Genomic DNA, 19,948 nt, shown 5'->3' with positions numbered 1-19,948 from the left:
TGTGAGACGACGGACGGTGGACGCATGACCCAGGACAACCCGCCCGACGAGCCGACCCGCACCGCAGCGGGGACGTCCGGCGGGGACTCCGGGGGCGGTTCCGGCCGCGACGGCGCGACCTCCGCCCCCGCGGGACCGGCGGGGCCCTCCGGCGACACCGACACCGAGCAGGACGGACCACGGTCCTCCTCGTCCGGGGTCCCCGGTGACGGATCTGCGTCGGACGGGTCCGCCGACGGCCCGGCCACCGGCTCACCGGGCGCTGCCGGGGACGGTGTCGACGCGGGCCCGGCCGACGGCACCGCCGCGGCCGGTCCGGGTGGGGAGTCCGCGCCGGCACCTGCGGCCTCCGACGGCGGCGCGTCCACCGGATCCGGCGTGACCGCCGCGTCGACGGCCGGCGCGACCGGCATGTCCGGCACGGCTCCCGAGTCCACCGGCACCCCGGCCGACGAGGCCGCTGCCCCGTACCCCGACCACGGCCCCGACACCGAGGCCGTCTCCACCCAGGACCCGCCCACCGACCGCTGGGCCGTGCCCGCCAACCCGTGGGCCCGCCCCGGCTCCACCGCCGCCGACGCGCCCGCCACGGGCTCCGGCGGCGCCGCGCCCAATGCGGACACCCGGGACAGCCCGACGGACACGACGCCGGTGCCGGCGGACGGCACCCGGGAGCTCCCGGCGCACCCGGACGCGGCCGGCGCACCGGCCCCCGGTGGGCCCACCCCGCCCCCGTGGGCCGTCGGCGCCCCACCCGCCCCGCCGCGTCCGCCCGGCCGCGGACGCCGAGGAGTCGTCCTGGTCGCGGCCGGGCTGCTCATCGCGCTGGTCGCGGGTGCCCTCGGCGGGCTGGTCGGCACGCGCCTCGCGGGCGGGTCCGGGGGTACGGCACCGGCCGGATCGATCGAGGCCGTCGCCGAGAAGGTGCTGCCCGCCGTCGTCCAGATCAGGGTCGACGGCGGTGCGGGCAACGTCGGTGACCGCGGCGAGGGCTCCGGCATGATCGTCGGCAACGACGGCCTGATCCTGACCAACAACCACGTCGTCGCCCCGGCGGCGCAGGGCGGGACGCTGCGCGTGGTCCTGCAGGACGGCCGCTCCGCCATCGGGTCGATCGTCGGGCAGGACCCGCAGTCCGACATCGCGCTCGTGCGCACCGACCTGCCCGGCCTGAACACGGTCGAGCTCGGCGACTCCGACCGCGTCCGGGTCGGCCAGCAGGTCACCGCGTTCGGGTCGCCGCTCGGGCTCGGCGGTTCGGTCACCACCGGCATCGTCTCGGCCGTCGACCGGGCCGTCGGCATCCCCGCCGAGTCCGGTGCGCCGGGGCCAGCGACACGGTGCTGAACGCCATCCAGACCGACGCCGCCATCAACCCCGGCAACTCCGGGGGCCCGCTGGTGGACGCCGACGGCCGGGTCGTCGGCATCAACTCCGCGATCGCGACGGCCGGGCCGGGCGGCGGCTCGATCGGCGTCGGCTTCTCGATCCCGATCAACCAGGCCCGCCGCATCGCCGACCAGCTGCGTTCCGGAGGCAAGGCCACGCACGCCGTGCTCGGCGTGACCGTCGGCAACGACCCGCAGCTGCGCGGCGCGGTGATCCAGGAGGTCACCCCGGACGGCGCGGCCGCGAAGGCCGGGCTGCGTCTGCAGGAGATCGTCGCCCGGCTGGGTGACCAGCGGGTCACCACCGGCACGGACCTGCAGGCCGCGGTGCGGTCGCAGCCGCCGGGCAGCGTCGTCCAGCTGGAGGTCCTCGACGCGGGCGGGGCGACCCGGACCGTCGAGGTGACGCTGGGCGAGCAGTGACGGCCCGCCCGGGTGGACGTCGTCCGACCGGACGGGGCCGTGCGGGTGGTGCGAACGGCAGGTCGTTGACGGGTGAAGAACCGTCGTGATGGGGTGGTTCGGCATTCGGTGGTGCCCCATCGAATGCGCCCGGAGTGTCGTGCCGGTGCCGGTCCCCCCTCCCGGCACCGGCACGGCCTCCCCCGGGGTGGCCCCGGGCCGGCGCTAGGGTGACGGCATGGAGATGTCGGGTCCGCAGATCGGCCGTGCTCTCGTGGTGATCGTCGACGACCGGGTCAGCGCGGGTGAGCGGTCCGACGGCACCGGTCCGCTGGTCACCGAGCTGCTGGAGGAGGCCAACTTCCTCGTCGACGGCGTGGTCTCGGCCCCCGGCGACGTGGTGGCCATCCGCAGCGCGCTGAACACCGCCGTGATCGGCGGCGTCGACCTGGTCGTGACCGTCGGCGGAACGGGCGTGTCCCCCCCCGCGACGTCACCCCGGATGCCACCACCGGTGTCCTCGACCGGCCGGTGCCGGGCATCGCCGAGGCCATCCGCGCCTCCGGTCTCGCCGCCGGAGCGGTCGACGCCGGAGTGTCCCGGGGCGTCGTCGGCGTCTCTGGCAGCACGCTGGTGGTCAACCTGGCCGCGTCCCGCGCGGCCGTCCGCGACGGCATGGCGACGCTGACCCCGCTCGTCCCGCACGTCATCTCGGAGCTGTCCGGCCTCGACGACTGACCCGGTCACACGGCGGCCGGTCCCACGACCGGAACGGGCCCCGGCGGATGCCGGGGCCCGTTCGTCGTGTGGTCAGCTCGCCGGGGGCACCGGCGGGACGCCGCCGTCGTCCTTGCGCTCCGGCGGGACCGGCGGCACGGCCGGCGGCTGCTGCGACGCGGCCGGGTTGCCCTGCGGCTTCAACGCGTCACCGCCGGGCGGGGCGGGCGGCACCGGCGGGACGGCGTCGCCGTGCGTGCCGGCGCCGGGAGCGGCCGGGTCGTGGTGCCCGAGCGCGCCCTCGACCTTGCCCTTCACCCCGTCGATCTGCTCCGAGTACTTGCCGCCCGTGGCCTGGTCGACCTTCTCCGCGGCCTTCCCGACGAGCGGGCCCGCCTTCTCCTTGGCCTTCTCCAGGTGCGGGCCCGCCTGCTCCAATGCCTTGTCCAGGTGCGGCTTCGCCTTCTCGATCGCGTTCTCGGCAGCCTCGCGTGCCTTGTCCAGGAACCCCATGAGCGGTCCGCCTCTCCTGTCGCCGCCCGGGGAACCCCGGGCGGATGCGTACGGCTGCCTCCATGGTGGCACCCGGACGGGTCGTCGTGGGGCCCCGCGAGCCCGGCACGGCACGGTGACGCGGGATCGGTGTCCACCCGCGCCGCCCGCGCACGGCACCATGGAGCCATGAGCGAGCCCGCGGACCGGATGCGCCGACGGATCGAGGAGATCTTCGGCGACGACCCCTCGACCACCGCCGACGAGCGGGCCGACTACGGCGCCGCCGACGAGCGCGACTCCGCGGACCCCGACCGCTGGTTCACCGAGAACCGCCCCCCGCACCACGGCGGCTGACCCGCCGGGCCCGGCGGCTCAGAGACCGAGCGCGGCCCGCACCGCCGGGACGGCGCGGCGCGACACCGGGATCCGTTCGGCACCGGCCCGGTCGGTGGCCACCGTCATGCCGTCCGGTCCGCGGTGCACGCTCCGGATCCGCGCGGCGTTCACCAGGTGTCCACGGTGCACCCGGAGGAACCCGGCGGGCTCCAGCTCGCGGGCCAACCGGTCGATCCCGCGGTGCGCCGCCCGCAGCACACCGACGTCGGTGACCAGCCAGACGTCGTGGCCGTCGGCGAGGGCGTGCCGGACGTCGTCGCAGGCCAGCAGGTGCAGCCGTCCGCCCCGTCCGACCGCGGCGACCCGGTCCGGCGCGTCCCCGGCGGGGGTGGGAGCCGGGACCGGCAGCACGTCGTCGGTGCCCGCCCCGGCGCCGTCGGCGACGGCGAGGAAGCCGACCGGACCCGCGTCACCGGGCACCGGGCGCAGCCGGAACACCAGCGGGTCCGCGCCGCCGGCGCCACCGGTGCCACCGGCGCCGCCGGTGTCACCCGCGGCGCCGACGAGGACCGTCCCCGACCAGGTGTCGCCCCCGCTGGCCCGTATCAGCGCCGGTGCGACGGCCCGGCCGAGCGCCCGGCCGCCGTCGGAGCGGGGGAGCAGGCTCCGCCGGCGGGCCGCCGAGTTCGCCGCGACGACCCGGCCGCCGCCGTCGAGCGCGAGCAGCGGTCGCCGTTCGCGCCGGTCCAGGTCGACGAAGGCACCCGCCAGCACGGCGCTGGAGCGGGCCGCGGCGTCGCACAGCACGCGGAGCGCTGGGCCGGTGGCGAGGAGCAGGTCGTCGGGGCGGACCGGCAGGCAGTGACCCCGGGTGGAGACGGTCAGCGCCGCCACCGCCGTGCCGAGCACCGGGTCGCACACCGCCGTCGACACACAGCTGTGGTCGTGCAGTGCCGAGCTCCAGTGCTCCGGCCCCCGCACACAGACCGCCCGCGGGTGGGCGAGCGCCGTCCCGGCACCATTGGTCCCGGCCCGCGCCTCGGCCCAGACGCTGCCCGGGGCCGGGGCGCACTCGCCCGAGCCGCGTGCCGCCCACGAGGCCAGCACCCGGCCGTCGCCGTCGGTGACCGCGGCGACGCACCCGTCGTGCCTGCCGGCGATCCCCGCCGCGACGGCACCGAGCATCGTGAACACCGAGGCGTGCTCCCGGCGGTAGACCACGTCGTCCCGCACGGGGGCCTGCACCGGCGCCAGCGGGTCGAGCCGGTGGTGGTCCCGGCAGCGCAACCAGGACAGCGCGATCGACAACGGCACGTCCGCGGGCACCTCGTCGCCCGCCGCGAAGCGCTCCCACGCGTCCCGGGTGCGGGTGAAGGCCGATGAGCCGTCCCGGTCGGGCATCAGCGCACCCCCGGAACGGTGCCGATGCCCTCCATGGATCGGGTGAAGGGGAGCGGGTCGCCGTCGGCGAAGACGTCGGGGTCGTAGCCGGGGTCGGTCATGACGCCCCAGGTGCGACGGCGCTGCATGGCCAGGTTGCCGGCGTCGTAGAGGGGGAAGACGGCGGCCTCGCGGTAGAAGCGCTCCATCGGGAACCGGCGGTCCAGGGCGTTCACCCCGACCACCCGCATGCAGTCGTTCACCACCTGGCTGACGAGCTCGGTGCAGAACGTCTTCGACATCCCGGCGAGCGCCTGACCCTGCCCGTCGTGCCGGTCCAGGTAGTGCGCGGCCTTCCAGCACAGGTAGCGGGCCGCCTCGATCCGCGCCGCGACGTCGGCGAGCAGGTTCCCGACCGCCTGGTGCTCGATCACCGGCGCCGAGCCGCCGCCGGTGAAGGTCCGCGCCCACTTGAGCGTGAACTCGAATGCGGCCCGCGCGACGCCGACCGCGGCGATCCCGGCGATCGGGCCCGACCAGGTGAAGGCCCGGTTGATGAGCAGGTCCCCGTCGCCGTGGGCGAAGACGTTCTCCTCGGGGACACGGACGCCGCGGAAGGTCATCGTCACGTTCTGGCAGGTGCGGTGGGCCATCTTGTCGATCACCTCGAACGACAGCCCCGGCGTGCCCCGCTCGACGACGACGGCGCTCAGTGCCGAGGTCCCGCCCGCGGTGCGGTCGGTCCGCACGATGCAGACGCTCAGGTCGGCGCCCCGCAGGTCCCAGCCGCCCGCGTTGCACGGCCAGTGCTTCTCCCCGTGCAGGACGTACTCGCCGCGGGCGCGGTCGTGGGTGGCGACGAGCTGGATGCCGGCCCGCCGGTCGGGGTGGTCGAAGTTCGCGGTCCCGCCCCGCTCGCTCACCGCCCACCCGGCCAGGAAGCGACCGGTGGGGTCACCGGTGGCGCGCCGGATCCACCGGTCGCGCAGCTCCTCGGGGGCGGCCCAGAGCAGCGGCTTCAGGGCGAGGCCGTTGACCAGCAGGGTCGTCGCGAAGCCGGGATCGACCGCGCACAGCTCCTCGACCGCGATCAGGAAGTCCACCTGGGACAGCCCGCCGCCGCCGAGCTCGCGGGGCAGGAACAGCGTGGTCAGCCCCGCGGCGTAGGCGGCCTCGTAGGCGGGTCGGGTCGCCCGGAACGCCTCCTGCGGGTCGGGCAGCGACTCGGCCCGCTCGACGACCGGGCGCAGCACCTCCCGGGCGAACTCACGAGCCCGGCGCTTCAGGTCGCGTTGGGAACGGGAGAGCGTGAAGTCGACGGCCATCGGTCACCTCCTGCGGCTCCGGTCACCGGGGGGAGTCGGGCCCGTGGCCGCGGAAGCCGGTCCCGGTGAGCTCGAGGGCTCCGCGCAGCCCGATGTCGTTGTCCGCGATGTCGTCGAGGGTCGCGGCGTCGAGCACCGCGAAGTAGGCGTCCAGCGCATCGGAGAACACGTTCCGGGCCCCGCACACCCCCGCGATCCGGCAGTAGCGCGCCGGCCCCAGGCACTCGACGACGGCGAAGTCGCTCTCCATCGCCCGCATCACCGCCCCGACCGTGATCGACGACGGCCGCGCGGCCAGCCGCACACCGCCGCCCCGCCCGCGGGAGGTCGCGACGAGCCCGGCGGCGGCGAGCCGCTGGACGACCTTCTCCAGGTGGTGGCGGGAGACGCGGTGGGCGTCGGCCATCTCGCCGACCGAGCCCCGCCCGCCCGGGGCGACCCGGAGGTACATGAGGACACGGAGGGCGTAGTCGGCGTGGCTGGTGTGTTTCACGGGCGCGTGTGCTCCTCGTCGCCGGGGATGAAAGCAGTATTCGATCTACCGGTTACCGCTGTGTTTCCCCAGGTGAAGCTCGTGTGGCGGCCCTCGGACCGGTGCCGTCGACGCCGCCGTGGCACTCCCGGGCGTTGCACGAGGGTGTCGCGACACCGCACGTGACCGGGGTGGCGCCGCTCGTGACACGGACCTTCCGTCGACGGCGCCGCGGGCCCGATGGTCGGCGGCCACCGAGCCAGTTCCGAACCGGTACGCCGGGTACCGGTTCCGGCCCGGTGCCGTCCCCGATCCCGATGCGAAGGGAAGCGCCATGCCTGTCGACTTCACCTTGTCCGACGAGCAGCGCAAGCTGCAGCACGACGTCCGTGCGTTCTCCGAGAACGTCCTCCAGCCGGTCGTCGCGGCGGCGGACGCCGAGCCCGACCCGCTCGAGGGCTTCCGGATGACCAAGGGCGCCTACGTCGAGGCGTACAAGGCGGGCATCGCCATGTGCATGCTGCCCGCCGAGTACGGCGGCGGAGGGGTCTCCTGCGTCGACCTGGTCATCGCCGCCGAGGAGATCTGCGCTGTCGACCCCGGCTTCGCCTGCACCGTGCTCTGCAACGGCCTCGGCCTCATGCCCATCGCCTGGTACGGCAGCGACGAGCAGAAGGAACGCATCCTGCGGGCCGCCACCTCCGACCCGACCGGCACCTACCTGGGCGGGTGGACCGCGAGCGAGCCGCCCGGCAACCCGGCCGGCACCGCGAACTTCGACATCCCGCTGCCGCGCCCGGCCGGCGTCGGACTCACCGCCGTCCGCGACGGCGACCACTTCGTCGTCAACGGGCGCAAGTACTGGCCGTCCTCGGCGGGGTGGGACGAGAACGGCGTGAACGCCGGGACGCTCATCGTCCGGACCGACTCCGAGGTGGGCGGCACCGAGGGACTGTCCGCGCTGATCCTGGAGGGCGGCACGCCGGGCGTCACCTTCCGCCACCTCGACAAGATCGGTCACCGGCTCGCGTCGAACGCCGAGATCGTGTTCACCGACGCCCGGATCCCGGTGGAGAACCTCCTCCCCGGCGCCGAGGGCAACGGCGACCTCGTGATCAACCGGAACTTCGCCTGGTCCGGACCGGTGGCGGCGATCGCGGCGGTGGGCATGGCCCGCACCGCCTACGAGACGGCCCTGGACTTCGCCCGCAACAACACCGCGGGTGCCCTGAAGCCGATCATCGAGTTCCAGAACGTCGGCTACGTGCTCGGCGACGTCGCGTCGAAGATCGAGATGGCGCGCTACTTCTGCTGGCGGGCCGCCGACTACCTGGACAAGCACGACCAGCACGCCGAGCTGGTCGGCGCGATGAACAAGATCCAGGTGACCGAGATGATGATCGACTGCGTGTACAAGTGCATGCAGATCGTCGGCGTCAACAGCCTGGAGACCGCCAACGGCTTCGGCAAGCTGCTGCGCGAGGTCGCGGTGCTCCCGATCTACGACGGCGGCAACATGGGCATGCAGCGCCGCCGCGTGCACGGCATCCTCGCCGACCCGCTGTTCAACCCCCGGGCGATCATGGACGACGACATGGTCGTCTTCGGCAAGCAGCACGAGTCGATCGGCACGATCGCCGGCTGACCGACCGGGTGCCCGGCCGCGTGCCGGGCACCCGACGCCTGCGGCCCGTGGTGCCGCCGCGGTCATCGCAGGGTCACCGTGACCTCGCCGGCCAGCGTCGCCGCCGCCACCGCGGTCGCCTCCGCCTCGGGCAGCGCGACCAGCACCAGCGGCCCCGGGTCCGCCCGCGCTCCGGCGGCCCCCGTGGCGGGCGGCAGCACCGCCACCACCCCGGCCCGGGCGGCCAGCACACGCGCGCCGTCCGGGCCGCCCGCCACGACGTCCACCCGGGAGCCGGGGGACAGCAGTGCGGCCACCGCCGGGTCGGCCGGGCGCAGCGGCACCGCCGAGGCGCCCGGCCCGCCGGTGACGACGGCGAGCGCGGACCCGACCAGCCGCAGCTCACCGATCGGCTCGCCCGCGGCCACCGGTCCGGCGAGCAGCCGCCCCGCCACGGCGGCGGGCGCGGTCAGCGCACCGGCGGGGGCGAGGGCGGGCGGCCAGGCGGCCACGACCACGTCGGCCGGGCCCAGCGCCGTGCCGGGGGCGAGGTCGCGCGCCGCGACCAGCACCGGGACCCGCTCGTCACCCGCGGCGGGGAGCAGCGCCACCACCACGGCCGCGACCGCGAGAGCAGCGGCCAGCACGCGGCGGGCCAGCAACGCCCGTGACCAGGAGGGCCGCCGCAGCAACCGCTCCCACGGGCGGTCCGCCCGCTGTGTCTCCTCCGCCATGACCGTCCCTCCGCCGTCGTGGTTCCGACGCTAGGGCGGGACGCGGCTCAGAACGGGCCGATCCACCGGCCTGTGGACAACTCGGCCGGTTGTGGACGGATCAGGAGGCGGCGGCCTTCGAGGACGAGGCGGTGGACGACGTCGAGGACGACGAGCTGCCCGAGTCCGAGGAGGAGGACGAGGAGCCCGACGAACCCGACGAGGAGTCCGACGACGAGCTCGACGAGGAGCTGTCGGACTTCGCCGACTCGGAGGAGGACCCGCTGCTCACCGAACCCGAGCGGGAGTCGGTGCGGTAGAAGCCGCTGCCCTTGAAGACGATGCCCACCGAGGAGAAGACCTTGCGCAGCTTCCCGCCGCAGTTCGGGCAGGTGCTGAGGGCATCGTCGGAGAACGACTGCACCGCCTCGAAGCGGTGGTCACACGCGGTGCATGCGTACTGGTAGGTCGGCACAACATCCTCCGGACGAACTGGGGCGGTGCCCGCCCATGGGCTGGCACTCGACGAGAGCGAGTGCCAGCATACTCCGCGGCGACGGGCGGGCCGACCCGTCCACACGGTCAGGGCGAGAGATGCACCACCCCGTCACCGGGCAGGACGACCGCCCCCACCGCCACGTCGTGGTCCTCGGCCGGGACCTCGTCGCGCAGCTCGCCGTCGTACAGCGGGACGACCAGCAGGGCGCCGGGCGCGGCGAGCGCGAGCGTCCGGTCGTAGAAGCCGCCGCCGCGGCCCAGCCGTCGTCCGCGCCGGTCGACGGCCAGCGCGGGCACCACGACCAGGCCCGCCGTCGCGAGCGCGGCGGGTCCGAGCCGGGGACCGGTCGGTTCGACGACCCCGAGCGGCCCGGGCGCCAGGTCGTCCGGCCCCCGGTAGACGGTCCAGTCCAGCGGCCCCGGCTCGTCCGGCACCACCGGGGCGAGGAGCTCGTGGCCCACGGCGACCAGGGCGTCGGGCAGTGACGGCACCCCCGATCCCGCCCCGCCGGGTTCGGTGCCGATCGGCAGGTAGCAGGCCACCGGGCCGGGCGTCGCGGCGGCGAGCGCGCACAGGTGCACCGACAGCGCGGCGGTCGCCGCGGCCCGGTCGGTGACCGGGCGCCCGCGACGCTCCGCCAGCAGCAGCCGCCGCAGTGCCCGCTTGGCCTCACCGGGTCGTCCACCCTGATCAGGCGACGATCCACCCCCGTCCCCCGCGCGAGCCGTCACGGCTCCAGGCTAGAGCTGTGGCTAGGCTCGCCGACCATGAGCGTGCAGACGTCCAGCGGCACCGGGGCCTTCCGCACCGCCGTCGTCCCGGCGGCGGGTCTGGGCACCCGGTTCCTGCCGACGACCAAGGCCGTGCCGAAGGAGCTGCTCCCCGTCGTCGACACGCCCGGGATCGAGCTCGTCGCCGCGGAGGCCGCCGAGGCCGGCGCACAGCGGCTGCTGGTCGTGACCTCTCCGGGCAAGGACTCGGTCGCGGCCTACTTCCGCACCGACGACGAGCTGGTCAAGACCCTGGAGGGCCGGGGCAAGGGCGAGCTGGCCGACAAGGTCCGCCGCGCCCCCGGCCTGCTCGAGGTCGAGTCGGTGTACCAGTACGAGCCGAAGGGCCTCGGCCACGCCGTCGCCCAGGCCGGCCCGGCGCTGGCCGACGACGAGCAGGCCGTCGCCGTCCTCCTGCCCGACGACCTGGTCCTCCCGACCGGGGTCCTCGCCCGGATGGCGCAGGTCCGCGAGGAGCACGGCGGCAGCGTGCTCTGCGCCTTCGACGTGCCGCGCGAGCAGATCTCGGCCTACGGCGTCTTCGAGGTCTCCGACACCGGCGCCGACGACGTGAAGCAGGTCCACGGGATGGTCGAGAAGCCCGCCCCGGACGAGGCGCCGTCGACCCTGGCCGCGGCCGGTCGCTACCTGCTCGACCGCGCGATCTTCGACGCGCTGGACCGGATCACCCCGGGCGCGGGCGGTGAGCTGCAGCTGACCGACGCCGTCGCGCTGCTGATCTCCGAGGGGCACCCGGTGCACGTGGTCGTGCACCGCGGCGGGCGCCACGACCTGGGCAACCCCGCCGGGTACGCGCGGGCCTACGTCGACTTCATGCTGCAGCACCCGGAGTACGGCGAGGATCTGCGGACCTGGCTGAACGAGCGACTGAAGGACTGAGAGTGCGCACGGTCACCGATCACCTGTCCCGGATCCTGGACGTGGCGGTGCGCCCGGCCCCGGTGCGCGTCGCGATCACCGACGCGCAGGGGCTGCGCAGCGCCGAGGAGGTCGTCGCGGCGCGTCCGCTGCCGGTCTTCGACCAGGCGGCGATCGACGGCTACGCGGTGCGCAGCGTCGACGTCGCCGGGGCCAGCGACGCCTCCCCGGTCACCGTGCCGGTGGTGGGCGAGATCGCCGCCGGGTCGCGGCAGCCGCTGCGGCTGCAGCCCGGCCAGGCCGTCCGTGTCGCGGCGGGGGCGCCGCTGCCGACCCTCGCCGACGCCGTCGCCCCGCTGGGGTGGACCGACGGCGGCGCCGCGCGCCTCACGATCCGCCGCGGCGTGCCGTCGGCGGGCTTCGTGCGCCGGGTGGGGGAGGACGTCCAGTCCGGCGACGTCGCCGTCCGCGAGGGTGACGTCGTCGGCTCGGCCCAGGTCGCGATGCTCGCCGCCGCGGGCCGGGACAAGCTGCTCGTGCACCCGCGGCCGCGGGTCTCGGTCGTCTCGGTCGGCGACGAGCTGGTGGAGGTGAGCCGCTCGGCGGCGTCCGGGCAGGTCGCCGACGTCTGCTCGCACGCGGTGGTCGCCGCCGCCCGTGAGGCGGGCGCGGAGACCAACCGGCCCCGCACCGTCGGCGGCAGCGCCGCGGAGATCCGCGGTGCGGTCGAGGACCTGCTGCCGGCGTCGGAGATCGTCGTGGTCTGCGGGGCGGGCGGCGGGACGACCGCGGCCGAGGCCAAGAGCGGGCTGGCCGACCTCGGCGGCATCGACGACACCCGCGTCGCGATGCACCCCGGTTCCGCGCAGGGCTACGGCCGGCTCGGCCCGGACGCCGTGCCGGTGTTCCTGTTCCCGTCGCACCCGGCGACGGCGCTGGTGCTGTTCGAGGTGTTCGTCCGGCCGCTGATCCGGCTGGCGCTGGGCCAGGAGCCGCTGCGGCGCACCTGGACCGCGCGGCTGACCTCGCCGATCGTCTCGCCGGCCGGGCGGCGGTCCTACATCCCGGCACGGCTGCTGCGGTCCGACGACGACGGCGAGCTGCTCGCCCAGCCGCTCGGCGCGTCGGGTACCCACCTGCTGGCCGTGCTGTCCGAGGTCAACGCCCTGGCGGTCATCGACGAGGACGTCACCGAGATGACCGTCGGTGAGCACGTCGAGCTCGTCCCCCGCGGGCGGAACTGAGCCGAGTGCCGCCGCCCGTCGTCCCCGAACCGCCTGGCGGCCACCCCGGCTGGCCCGCCGTGCTCGGGCCGCTGCGGGTGCGCGGGCACGAGGTGGGGCTGCGCCCGGTCCGGCTGCGCGACGGCGGTGACTGGGCCCGGATCCGGGTGCGGGACGAGCACTTCCTGCGCCCCTGGGAGCCGACGACCTACGGCGGATGGGCCCGCCGCAACTCCGGTGTGGAGTGGCCCGGCCGGTGGTGGCTGCTGCGCGGGGCCGCCCGGCGCGGGCTGTCGCTGCCGTTCGCGATCACCGTCGACGGGGCGATGGCCGGGCACGTCATGGTCGGCAACGTCGTGCGGGAACCGCTGTTGTCGGGCTACGTCGGCTACTGGCTGGACTCGACGCTGGGCGGGCGCGGGATCACCACCGCGGCGGTCGCGCTCGTCCTGGACCACTGCTTCGGCCCGGTCCGGCTGCACCGCGTCGAGGCCACGGTCCGCCCGGAGAACGCGGCCAGCATCGCCGTGCTCGCCCGGCTCGGGCTGCGCCGCGAGGGACTGCTCCAGCGCTACCTCGACGTCGACGGCGCCTGGCGCGACCACTACGCCTACGCCGTGACCGCCGAGGAGGTCCCGCCGGGTGGTTTCGCGGCCCGGCTGGTGCGCCACGGCCGCGCGTCGCGGTCCTGACCCTGCGCAGCCCCCGCACCTCGTTCGATCACTCACCGGAGTCACACGTGTACCGCACGTCTCTGGTTTCGCACCGTCCGTCCGAGGGACCACGGCGCGTCGCGGCCCGGGTACGGGCACACGCCCGATTACGGTGATCGGTGGTGGCGCGGGTCGGGGCCGTTCCACCGGGTGGACTGCACCGGTCGGGGAGGAGGCAGCCGTGCCCAGCTCTGTGATCTTCGTGGGTCTGGTCGTGCTCTGGCTGCTGATCCTCGTTCCGACCGTCGCCCGGCGCCAGCAGGAAGTGGCCCGGCTCAGCCCGGCGCTGCTGTCCGGGCGGGTGCTGGAACGTCCCGCGCGGCATCGACACCCGGAGGTTCTTGTGACACAGCGATCCGGTCCGACCACGGTCGGCGAGCTGGCGGAGGCGCGGGACGACGTCCCCGCTCCCCGTGGGCGCTCCGACGAGGCCGACCAGTACGCCTACGACGACGCCGAGGACGTCTACGACGACGCCGAGATCGACGACGACGGCCGGGTCCGCGGGCCCGGGGGCGCCGATCTCGACGACCGCGACGATCGCGATGACGATCTCGACCGCGCCGATCTCGAACGCGACGACGACCGCGCCGATCTCGACCACGACCTCGTGGACCACGACGAGGCCGGCCTCGACGAGCGGGTCCGGTCGGACCGGGAGCGCGACCCCCGGTTCGACGAGGACCACGCACCCGCCGACCTCGTCGACGCCGACGACGAGCACGGGATCGACGCCGACGGGATCGGCGAGGTCGACGAGGACGGCTGGTCCCGCCCGCCGGCCCGCTACCGGCCCGGCCGCGGGGGCTTCGACCCGGAGGCCGCCGCCGCGGCCGCGCACGCCAAGTACGCGTTCCGCCAGCGCGTCGTCCTCGGTCTGCTCGTGCTGCTGCTCGCCGCCGGCGCGGCCGCGCTGCTGGTCTCGACGGTGTTCTGGTGGGTCACCGGCGCCGTCGGCGTCGGCCTGGTCGGCTACCTGACCTACCTGCGTCGCCAGGTCCGGATCGAGGAGGGCATCCGAGCCCGCCGTGCCGCACGCCTGGCCGGCACCCGGCAGTCCCCGGCCGCCGACGACCCCGAGCTCGACGAGTGGGCCCACCGCGGCCGCGAGGCCTCCACCGGGCGGGCCGACGACGAGATCCGCGCGACCGCCGCCCCCGACACCGCGGTCACCGACGAGGACGACGACTGGACCGCCGACGACGGCGAGCCCACCCGCGTCCGCGGCACCGGCGAGCCGCTGGGCGTGCTCCCGGCCCGCGGACGCACCGTCGAGGGGCCCGTCGGGACCGAGCACGAGTCGTCGCTCCCGCGCCTCGCCGCGGCCCCGCCGCCGCCCGTCCCGGCCGGGACGTCGCTGGTCGACGTGGACGCCGAGGAGGAGCCCGACGAGTTCGACGCGGGTACCCCCCACCGGCGTGCGGTGGGGGAGTAGGGGTCTGTTAGGGTTCTTCAGGTCAGCCCGCGAGGGCGGGCCTGATACACCTGGGGCTGTAGCGCAGTTGGTAGCGCGTCTCGTTCGCATCGAGAAGGTCAGGGGTTCGATTCCCCTCAGCTCCACCACAAGGTCGTTGTTCACACCGGCGACATCACCGCTGTGAGTTCCACCTTCCCGCCGCCTGTCCTGTCCGGCGGATGACGAGGGTCTGGACCTCCTGTTCGGATGCGAGCGGTCGAGGGGCACGGTTCCCGCGTAGCGAGCCTGCACCAGCCTGGCGCGTTCATCGCGCAGCGCGTCACGTTCGATTTCGTACCCCTGGCTCTCTTGTTCGGCGATCGCGCCGGCTCGGAGTGGACCGTTTCGGCGAGCGGGCCATGAGGGGGTGTCATCGAGTCCGGGACGTCGTCGCCTCAGCTCCGGCGGACTGACTCGCGCGCGGGGTCTTGATGAACAGCGACAGCGCGGCGGCGGCGAGCACCGTGACGATGGCGACGGTGAAGACCGTGTCGAGGGCGTTCAGGAACGTCAGGTGCGCCGCGTGGATGACCTCGCCGGCGAGGGGACCGCCGAGTTGCTCGCGGAGCTGTTCCTGGGTTCCGGCGGGAAACCCGAGCGCGACGCTCTCGTGCAGGCCGGCGTCGGCACCGAGGTCACCGACGAGTTCGGCGGGTGCGCTGGTCGCCCGGACGGCTTGGGCGAAGGTCTGGGCGACGATGCTGGAGATGATGCTCCCGAACACGGCGATGCCCAGGGTGCCGCCGAGCTGTTGGGTGGCTTGTTGGATCCCGGAGGCGACACCGGACTGCGCCTCGGGGGCGCTGCCGACGACGAGGTTGATGGCCGGGACCAGCAGGAACCCGGCGCCGGCGCCGGCCAGCAGCAGTGCGGGTGCCAGCGACAGCACCGAGGAGTCGGTGTCGAGGCCGAGCAGGATGAGCAGTGATGCGGTGATGGCGCCGGCTCCGATGAGGACCGTGCCGCGGCTGCCGAGGCGTTCGGTGGTCCATCCGGCCAGGGGCGAGGCGATGGTGAAGATCGCGGTCAGCGGCAGCATCGCCAGGCCGGTCGCGATGGCCGTCCTACCTTGGAGGCCCTGGAAGAAGAACGTCAGGTAGAACATGATCGCGAAGAACACGAACATGGTCACCACACTGAGCACGCACCCGATGGCGAAGGTCCGGTCGCGGAACAGCGCCAGGGGCACCATCGGGCGGCGCACCCGGGCCTCGATGAGGATGAAGCCCGCCAGCAGGACGAGCCCGGCGACCAGGAAGCCGATGGTGCCCGCCGTCCAGCCGTTCTCCTGGATGGCGGTAATGCCCCAGATGACAGCGACCATCGAGGCCACCAGGGTGACGGCTCCGGCGAGGTCGAGCCGCTCGCGGGACTGCGGCGGTGAGTGCTGCAGCACCCGAGCGCCCACCAGCACGGCCAACAGCCCGAAGGGCAGGTTGACCAAGAACACCAGGTGCCAGCTACCCAGCGCCATCAGCGCCCCACCCAGGAGCGGACCCGACGCAAGGGCGGCAGCGGTGACCGCGCCGAAGACGCCGAGTGCACGAGACAGCGCGCCGGCGGGGAACGCGGTGCGGATCAGCGCGAGTCCGGCCGGGCCGATCGCGGCGGCGAAGACCGCTTGTAGGACGCGCCCGGCGATCAGCATCTCCACGCTCACCGACACCCCGCACAACAGTGAGGCAAGGGTGAAGCCGCCGACGCCGATGAGGAAGACCCGCTTGTGCCCGAGCCGGTCGGCCACCGTGCCCGCGGGGATCAGCAGACCGGCGAAGACCAGCAGGTAGCCGGTGGTGACCCACTGGATCTGAGTCGGGCTGGCTTCCAGATCCGCGGCGATCGCGGGGTTGGCGACGGAGACGATCGTGCCGTCGAGCTGGATCACCATGATCCCTAGCGCGACCGCCAGCAGTGTCAGCCACGAACGCCTGCTCACTGCGGCGGGAGCGGTCGATGGGCTGTCGTGGTCGGGCGAAGCCGTCATCGCGGTTCCTTCCTTGTGCACTGCGCAAGTTTGACTTGCGCACCGTACAAGAGACTTGCGCAGTGCACAAGAAGGTTCGTAGGGTAGGGCTCGTGGCCACCGAACGACTCGACCGGCAGCGCGTCATTGCCGCCGCCGTCGCCCTTCTGGACGCCGAAGGTCTCGACGCGCTGAGTACTCGGCGACTCGGCACGGTCCTGAACGCCTCGGCGAACGCGATGTATTGGCACGTCGGCAACATGGACAACCTCGTCGGTCTCGCCGTCGACACGGTCTTCGCCGAGCTCGAACTGACCAGCGGCGACGAGTCGTGGCGGGGTCGGCTTGCCGCCACCGCCCGCGAACTGCGCGGACTGTTCACCGGCCACCCCTGGCTGACCGCAGCATTCAGTGCCAATCCCCGCATCCACGGACCAGGCATCGTGCGGTTCCAGGACCACCTGCTCCAGGTCTGCCACCAGGCCGGCTTCGCCGGATTCGACCTCGACTGGGCCGGTGCGACCGTGTTCTCCTACGTCGTCGGTGACGCCTGGGGGCGGACCCCGCCGCCCGGCAGCGAGTCAGCGGATGCGGCCGAGCTGGTCGAGCAGGTCAAGGCCGACCTCGCCGACCACCCACTGCTCCTGGAGCGCTACATCGCCCTCGCCGGCGCTGACCCGGCCGACGTCAACGACGCCAGCTTCGAGTTCGGACTCCGCACCCTGCTCGACGGGCTCCAAGCCCGCCTCGAACACCACGGTCAGGGTGTGCCGCCGGCGAGCTGACCGGCGTCTGGCGTTCATCTGCATGGCCGGCCGTGCCGCCCACGGCCCGCATCGGATCAGCGAGGCAGCCCACCGCAGCGCGACGGCGAGAAGCGCCGGCACCGTACTGACGATGGCCGTGCCCAGCGCACCGATGGCCTCCATGGCGAGGCCGCCGGTAACGCCGACAGCTTCACCGGGCTGCTGGCTTCGCGGATCGTCGCGACGCCGGCGAACGCAGGCTTCTTCATCGTCCGGCCGCCGCGGCGCGTTCGCGGTTGGCACGGATCTCGTCGTGGTGGTCGGCAGCCCAACCGATCAGGGAGGTGACGATCTCGTGGAGGCCGTGCCCCAGCGGGGCGAGGGCGTACTCGACGCGCGGGGGGACCTCGGCGTAGGCGGTGCGGGTGATCAGGCCGTCCTGGTGGAGCTGGCGCAGGGTGAGGGTGAGCATGCGCTGGGAGATGCCGGGGACCTGTCGTTGCAGGTCGGTGTAGCGCAGTGGTCCTGACTGCAGGACCGCGATGATCAGCAGGCTCCACTTGTCGCCGACGCGGTCGAGGGTCTGGCGGATGAAGTCCATGTGTTCGGCAGGAATGGCCGCACACGGCCCGATCGCCGCCGCTCCTGCTGCCGTCTCTCGTTCCGCGGTCGTCTCCATGACGCACATTCCTCTCCGGCACGCACACCGATGTGCCTTTTGTATCGCCTCCCATGCTGGTCCATCATGGCGTTACGCACAAGTCGTAAGTAATGGAGGCGCGTGATGAAGGTGGAGATCTGGTCCGAGGTGACCTGCCCGTGGTGCGGGCTGGGGAACCACCGGGTGGCCAGGGCCGTCGAGCGGTTCGAGCACTCGGACGAGGTGGACCTGGTCCACCACTCGTTCCCGCTCAGCGGCAGCTTCCCGGAGGGGCGCACCTTCTCCGTCCGTGAGGCCCTGCTCCGCCAGCACGGTATCGGCGGCGACCGGGCCGAGGCCTCGACCCGGCGGATCGAGAAGCTCGCCGAGAGCGAGGGCCTGACCCCCTACCGGGTGCTGGACAACGAGGTCGGCAACACCGATCTGGCGCACGAGTTCCTCGCCCACGCCAGCGCCCAGGGCCGCAACCGCGAGGCCTGGGACCTGATCTTCGGGACCTACTTCGGCAGGGCCGAGCCGGTCTTCTCCCCGGAGGACCTGCTGGGTCTGTCCGACGAGCTCGGCCTGGACCGCGAGCAGACCCGCCAGGCCCTGACCGACCGCCGCTACCGCCGGCAGGTCCGCGACGACGCGGCCCGCGCCCAGCGCCTGGGGGCGGCCGGTGCGCCGTTCATCGTCGTCGACGGCCGCTACGGCGTGCCCGGCGCCCAGGACAGCGACAGCCTCCTCGAGCTGCTGCGCACGGCCTGGGACGACAGCCACCCCCTGACCCTCGCCACCGCCGGCGGCGATGCCCCGGTCTGCGGACCGAACGGCTGCGCCGTCCCCGAGCGCGCCTGATCCACCCCCTGAACTCACCCCTGCACTCCTCGAAAGGCACTGCGATCACCATGAGCACCCTGCTGGTCCTCGGCGGCAGCGGCCGCACCGGCGCCCACGTGCTGGAGCATGCGGCCCGGCGCGGCCACCTCGTCCGCGCGCTGGTCCGCAACCCCGACGCGGTGCGGGCGCCGGCCGGCGTCGAGCTGGTCCAGGGCACCCCCGCGAACATCGACGACATCCGCCGGGCCGCGAAAGGCACCGAGGCGGTGATCAGCGTGCTGAACAACGCCCGCGCGTCCGACAACCCGTGGGCCAAGCCGGTCAGCCCGCCGACGTTCATGGCCGACGCCGCCCGCGACACCCCACCGTCATGGGCGAGCAGGGCATCCGCCGCATCGTGTTGACCTCCACCCAGGGCGCGGGCGACGACTGGGCTCGGCTCAACCCGCTGGTCAAGGCGTTCATCACGCTGTCGAACGTCAAGGTGGGCTTCGACGACCACACCGGCGTCGACCAGGTCGTGCGCGCCTCGTCCGACGTCGACTGGACCCTGGCTCGCGCCGTCGCCCTGACCGACAAGCCCGCCTCCGGTCCCGTGCGAGCGGCCGAGGCCGGCACCGAGAAGCCCGGCACGACGATCAACCGCGCCGACCTCGCCCGGTTCCTCGTCCAGACCGTCGAGGACGACGCCTGGATCCGCCAGGCGCCCCTGGTCTGGAACGCACGCCGCTGACCCACTCCGTGATCCGCATCCGCCTCATGCGCAACAGCGCTCCGAGCTCGGATGCGCCGTCCGTCGATCGCGACGCCGGACCGGAGTGACCTGACAGCAACCGGCACCCCACCTCCCGAGGAGCGCGAGGACACCAGCATGACCAGCACACTCAGCGGCAAGACCGCCCTCGTCACCGGATCCAGCCGCAGCATCGGCCGGGCCATCGCGCTCGGCCTCGCCCGCGAGGGGGCCCTGGCCGCCGTGCACTACGGACGCGACGAGCAGGCCGCCGAGCAGACCGTCGACCTCATCGAGAAGGAGGGCGGCCGGGCCTTCGCCGTCGGCGCGGAGCTGGGCACGCCCGGCGCCGTCGACCAGCTCCTCCACCAGCTGGAGGCAGGACAGCGCGACCACACCGGGGAGGCCGTCCTGGACATCCTGGTGAACAACGCCGCCGCGACGACGCCCGCCGGCAGCGCCCCGGAACAGGTGCCCGCCGAGCAGATCGACGAGATCTTCGCGGTCAACGCCAAGGCCCCTTCTTCCCTCGCCACCGACCGGGCGCGCTGGATCACCGGAGCACGCCCTCGACGCCACCGGCGGCAGGCCTCCTCGAAGGGTCGCAGGCCGCTCCGCCCCGTCCCGGCTC

General features: G+C 74.1%; 22 protein-coding genes, 1 tRNA gene and 1 pseudogene. 15 read left to right on the top strand and 9 right to left on the bottom strand.

Features of this window, described 5'->3' with window-relative positions:
* Positions 1-24 precede the first annotated feature (24 nt).
* The 3 genes and pseudogenes from KPL59_RS36540 to KPL59_RS14060 all read left to right on the top strand — a co-directional run bounded on the left by KPL59_RS36540 (position 25) and on the right by KPL59_RS14060 (position 2,528).
* Positions 25-1,347 carry a trypsin-like peptidase domain-containing protein gene (locus KPL59_RS36540; RefSeq protein WP_305080548.1) on the top strand — a complete coding sequence of 441 codons (1,323 nt, stop codon included), beginning with the start codon at positions 25-27 and terminating at the stop codon, positions 1,345-1,347.
* On the top strand, positions 1,341-1,811 hold the full coding sequence (locus KPL59_RS35685; protein WP_308187885.1) for a PDZ domain-containing protein: 471 nt from the start codon (positions 1,341-1,343) through the stop codon (positions 1,809-1,811). The genes KPL59_RS36540 and KPL59_RS35685 overlap by 7 nt, the downstream gene beginning before the upstream one ends.
* Before the next feature lie 223 nt (positions 1,812-2,034).
* Positions 2,035-2,528 (top strand): annotated as a pseudogene (locus KPL59_RS14060) (molybdenum cofactor biosynthesis protein B).
* Between the two features lie 72 nt (positions 2,529-2,600).
* Here the strand turns inward: KPL59_RS14060 and KPL59_RS14055 are convergent.
* On the bottom strand, positions 2,601-3,020 hold the full coding sequence (locus tag KPL59_RS14055) for an antitoxin (protein WP_075332959.1): 420 nt from the start codon (positions 3,018-3,020) through the stop codon (positions 2,601-2,603).
* A gap of 168 nt (positions 3,021-3,188) precedes the next feature.
* On the opposite strand from KPL59_RS14055, the gene KPL59_RS14050 reads away from it, so the two are divergent.
* On the top strand, positions 3,189-3,356 hold the full coding sequence (locus KPL59_RS14050) for a hypothetical protein (RefSeq protein WP_020625817.1): 168 nt from the start codon (positions 3,189-3,191) through the stop codon (positions 3,354-3,356).
* Between the two features lie 18 nt (positions 3,357-3,374).
* Here KPL59_RS14050 and KPL59_RS14045 read toward each other — a convergent pair whose 3' ends face one another.
* From KPL59_RS14045 to KPL59_RS14035, 3 genes are read right to left on the bottom strand one after another with little or no spacing between them, the layout of a single operon-like run.
* Entirely contained in the window at positions 3,375-4,739 is a 1,365-nt protein-coding gene (locus KPL59_RS14045) for a DNA-binding protein (protein WP_226361053.1), read from the bottom strand.
* The gene (locus KPL59_RS14040) at positions 4,739-6,043 is read right to left on the bottom strand and encodes an acyl-CoA dehydrogenase family protein (RefSeq protein ID WP_060713340.1); all 1,305 of its coding nucleotides are present in this window, start codon (positions 6,041-6,043) and stop codon (positions 4,739-4,741) included. Before KPL59_RS14040 ends, KPL59_RS14045 begins: the two co-directional genes overlap by 1 nt.
* Positions 6,044-6,065: 22 nt before the next feature.
* Positions 6,066-6,536, bottom strand: a complete 471-nt coding sequence (locus KPL59_RS14035; RefSeq protein WP_060713339.1) for an Rrf2 family transcriptional regulator — start codon at positions 6,534-6,536, stop codon at positions 6,066-6,068.
* Positions 6,537-6,849: 313 nt separating this feature from the next.
* Between KPL59_RS14035 and KPL59_RS14030 the strand changes: the two genes are divergently transcribed.
* Positions 6,850-8,160, top strand: a complete 1,311-nt coding sequence (locus KPL59_RS14030) for an acyl-CoA dehydrogenase family protein (RefSeq protein WP_226358586.1) — start codon at positions 6,850-6,852, stop codon at positions 8,158-8,160.
* Positions 8,161-8,222: 62 nt separating this feature from the next.
* Here the strand turns inward: KPL59_RS14030 and KPL59_RS14025 are convergent, their stop codons facing one another.
* From KPL59_RS14025 to KPL59_RS14015, 3 genes are all read right to left on the bottom strand, one after another.
* Positions 8,223-8,873, bottom strand: coding sequence for an SAF domain-containing protein (locus KPL59_RS14025; RefSeq protein WP_226358587.1), 651 nt, complete (start codon positions 8,871-8,873; stop codon positions 8,223-8,225).
* Positions 8,874-8,973: 100 nt separating this feature from the next.
* Entirely contained in the window at positions 8,974-9,327 is a 354-nt protein-coding gene (locus tag KPL59_RS14020) for an FmdB family zinc ribbon protein (protein ID WP_226358588.1), read from the bottom strand.
* 107 nt (positions 9,328-9,434) lie between these two features.
* Positions 9,435-10,082 (bottom strand): 5-formyltetrahydrofolate cyclo-ligase, encoded by a 648-nt coding sequence (locus tag KPL59_RS14015; protein WP_226358589.1) that lies wholly within the window; start codon positions 10,080-10,082, stop codon positions 9,435-9,437.
* 36 nt (positions 10,083-10,118) lie between these two features.
* Here KPL59_RS14015 and KPL59_RS14010 point away from each other — a divergent pair, with 36 nt between their 5' ends.
* The 5 genes from KPL59_RS14010 to KPL59_RS13990 all read left to right on the top strand — a co-directional run bounded on the left by KPL59_RS14010 (position 10,119) and on the right by KPL59_RS13990 (position 14,499).
* Complete coding sequence (locus KPL59_RS14010; protein ID WP_020627027.1) at positions 10,119-11,021, top strand: UTP--glucose-1-phosphate uridylyltransferase; 903 nt, start codon at positions 10,119-10,121, stop codon at positions 11,019-11,021.
* Positions 11,022-11,023: 2 nt separating this feature from the next.
* Positions 11,024-12,244: a gephyrin-like molybdotransferase Glp gene (glp, locus tag KPL59_RS14005; protein WP_082375558.1), complete on the top strand. Its 1,221-nt coding sequence runs from the start codon at positions 11,024-11,026 to the stop codon at positions 12,242-12,244.
* Positions 12,245-12,249: 5 nt separating this feature from the next.
* Complete coding sequence (locus KPL59_RS14000) at positions 12,250-12,915, top strand: GNAT family N-acetyltransferase (RefSeq protein WP_075308419.1); 666 nt, start codon at positions 12,250-12,252, stop codon at positions 12,913-12,915.
* Between the two features lie 202 nt (positions 12,916-13,117).
* Entirely contained in the window at positions 13,118-14,371 is a 1,254-nt protein-coding gene (gene glpR, locus KPL59_RS36895; RefSeq protein WP_308187884.1) for a gephyrin-like molybdotransferase receptor GlpR, read from the top strand.
* Between the two features lie 52 nt (positions 14,372-14,423).
* Positions 14,424-14,499, top strand: a tRNA-Ala gene (locus KPL59_RS13990).
* 263 nt (positions 14,500-14,762) lie between these two features.
* On the opposite strand, the gene KPL59_RS13985 is transcribed toward KPL59_RS13990, so the two are convergent.
* Positions 14,763-16,328, bottom strand: coding sequence for an MFS transporter (locus KPL59_RS13985; RefSeq protein WP_226361052.1), 1,566 nt, complete (start codon positions 16,326-16,328; stop codon positions 14,763-14,765).
* Between the two features lie 140 nt (positions 16,329-16,468).
* On the opposite strand from KPL59_RS13985, the gene KPL59_RS13980 reads away from it, so the two are divergent.
* Positions 16,469-17,140, top strand: a complete 672-nt coding sequence (locus KPL59_RS13980) for a TetR/AcrR family transcriptional regulator C-terminal domain-containing protein (protein WP_226358591.1) — start codon at positions 16,469-16,471, stop codon at positions 17,138-17,140.
* Between the two features lie 226 nt (positions 17,141-17,366).
* Here KPL59_RS13980 and KPL59_RS13975 read toward each other — a convergent pair whose 3' ends face one another.
* Positions 17,367-17,780 carry a helix-turn-helix domain-containing protein gene (locus tag KPL59_RS13975; RefSeq protein ID WP_308187883.1) on the bottom strand — a complete coding sequence of 138 codons (414 nt, stop codon included), beginning with the start codon at positions 17,778-17,780 and terminating at the stop codon, positions 17,367-17,369.
* A gap of 105 nt (positions 17,781-17,885) precedes the next feature.
* On the opposite strand from KPL59_RS13975, the gene KPL59_RS13970 reads away from it, so the two are divergent.
* The 4 genes from KPL59_RS13970 to KPL59_RS13960 all read left to right on the top strand — a co-directional run.
* Entirely contained in the window at positions 17,886-18,602 is a 717-nt protein-coding gene (locus KPL59_RS13970; protein ID WP_226361051.1) for a DsbA family protein, read from the top strand.
* Positions 18,603-18,652: 50 nt separating this feature from the next.
* The gene (locus tag KPL59_RS35680; protein WP_255677074.1) at positions 18,653-18,988 is read left to right on the top strand and encodes an NAD(P)-binding oxidoreductase; all 336 of its coding nucleotides are present in this window, start codon (positions 18,653-18,655) and stop codon (positions 18,986-18,988) included.
* On the top strand, positions 18,955-19,317 hold the full coding sequence (locus KPL59_RS35675) for an NAD(P)-binding oxidoreductase (RefSeq protein WP_255677073.1): 363 nt from the start codon (positions 18,955-18,957) through the stop codon (positions 19,315-19,317). Before KPL59_RS35680 ends, KPL59_RS35675 begins: the two co-directional genes overlap by 34 nt.
* Positions 19,318-19,455: 138 nt before the next feature.
* Positions 19,456-19,948: SDR family NAD(P)-dependent oxidoreductase (locus KPL59_RS13960; protein ID WP_226361050.1), on the top strand; the 493-nt coding region annotated here is incomplete at its 3' end.

Origin of the sequence: Pseudonocardia sp. ICBG1142, from assembly GCF_020496255.1 — a bacterium.
Lineage (GTDB): Bacteria > Actinomycetota > Actinomycetes > Mycobacteriales > Pseudonocardiaceae > Pseudonocardia.
This window is presented reverse-complemented; position numbering and strand designations above follow the sequence as displayed.

Coding starts and splice junctions, on each gene's coding strand:
- KPL59_RS36540 (WP_305080548.1), top strand. CDS start 25: ATGACCCAGGACAACCCGCCCGACGAGCCGACCCGCACCGCAGCGGGG.
- KPL59_RS14055 (WP_075332959.1), bottom strand. CDS start 3,020: ATGGGGTTCCTGGACAAGGCACGCGAGGCTGCCGAGAACGCGATCGAG.
- KPL59_RS14050 (WP_020625817.1), top strand. CDS start 3,189: ATGAGCGAGCCCGCGGACCGGATGCGCCGACGGATCGAGGAGATCTTC.
- KPL59_RS14045 (WP_226361053.1), bottom strand. CDS start 4,739: ATGCCCGACCGGGACGGCTCATCGGCCTTCACCCGCACCCGGGACGCG.
- KPL59_RS14040 (WP_060713340.1), bottom strand. CDS start 6,043: ATGGCCGTCGACTTCACGCTCTCCCGTTCCCAACGCGACCTGAAGCGC.
- KPL59_RS14030 (WP_226358586.1), top strand. CDS start 6,850: ATGCCTGTCGACTTCACCTTGTCCGACGAGCAGCGCAAGCTGCAGCAC.
- KPL59_RS14025 (WP_226358587.1), bottom strand. CDS start 8,873: ATGGCGGAGGAGACACAGCGGGCGGACCGCCCGTGGGAGCGGTTGCTG.
- KPL59_RS14010 (WP_020627027.1), top strand. CDS start 10,119: ATGAGCGTGCAGACGTCCAGCGGCACCGGGGCCTTCCGCACCGCCGTC.
- KPL59_RS13975 (WP_308187883.1), bottom strand. CDS start 17,780: ATGGAGACGACCGCGGAACGAGAGACGGCAGCAGGAGCGGCGGCGATC.
- KPL59_RS13970 (WP_226361051.1), top strand. CDS start 17,886: ATGAAGGTGGAGATCTGGTCCGAGGTGACCTGCCCGTGGTGCGGGCTG.
- KPL59_RS35680 (WP_255677074.1), top strand. CDS start 18,653: ATGAGCACCCTGCTGGTCCTCGGCGGCAGCGGCCGCACCGGCGCCCAC.
- KPL59_RS35675 (WP_255677073.1), top strand. CDS start 18,955: ATGGGCGAGCAGGGCATCCGCCGCATCGTGTTGACCTCCACCCAGGGC.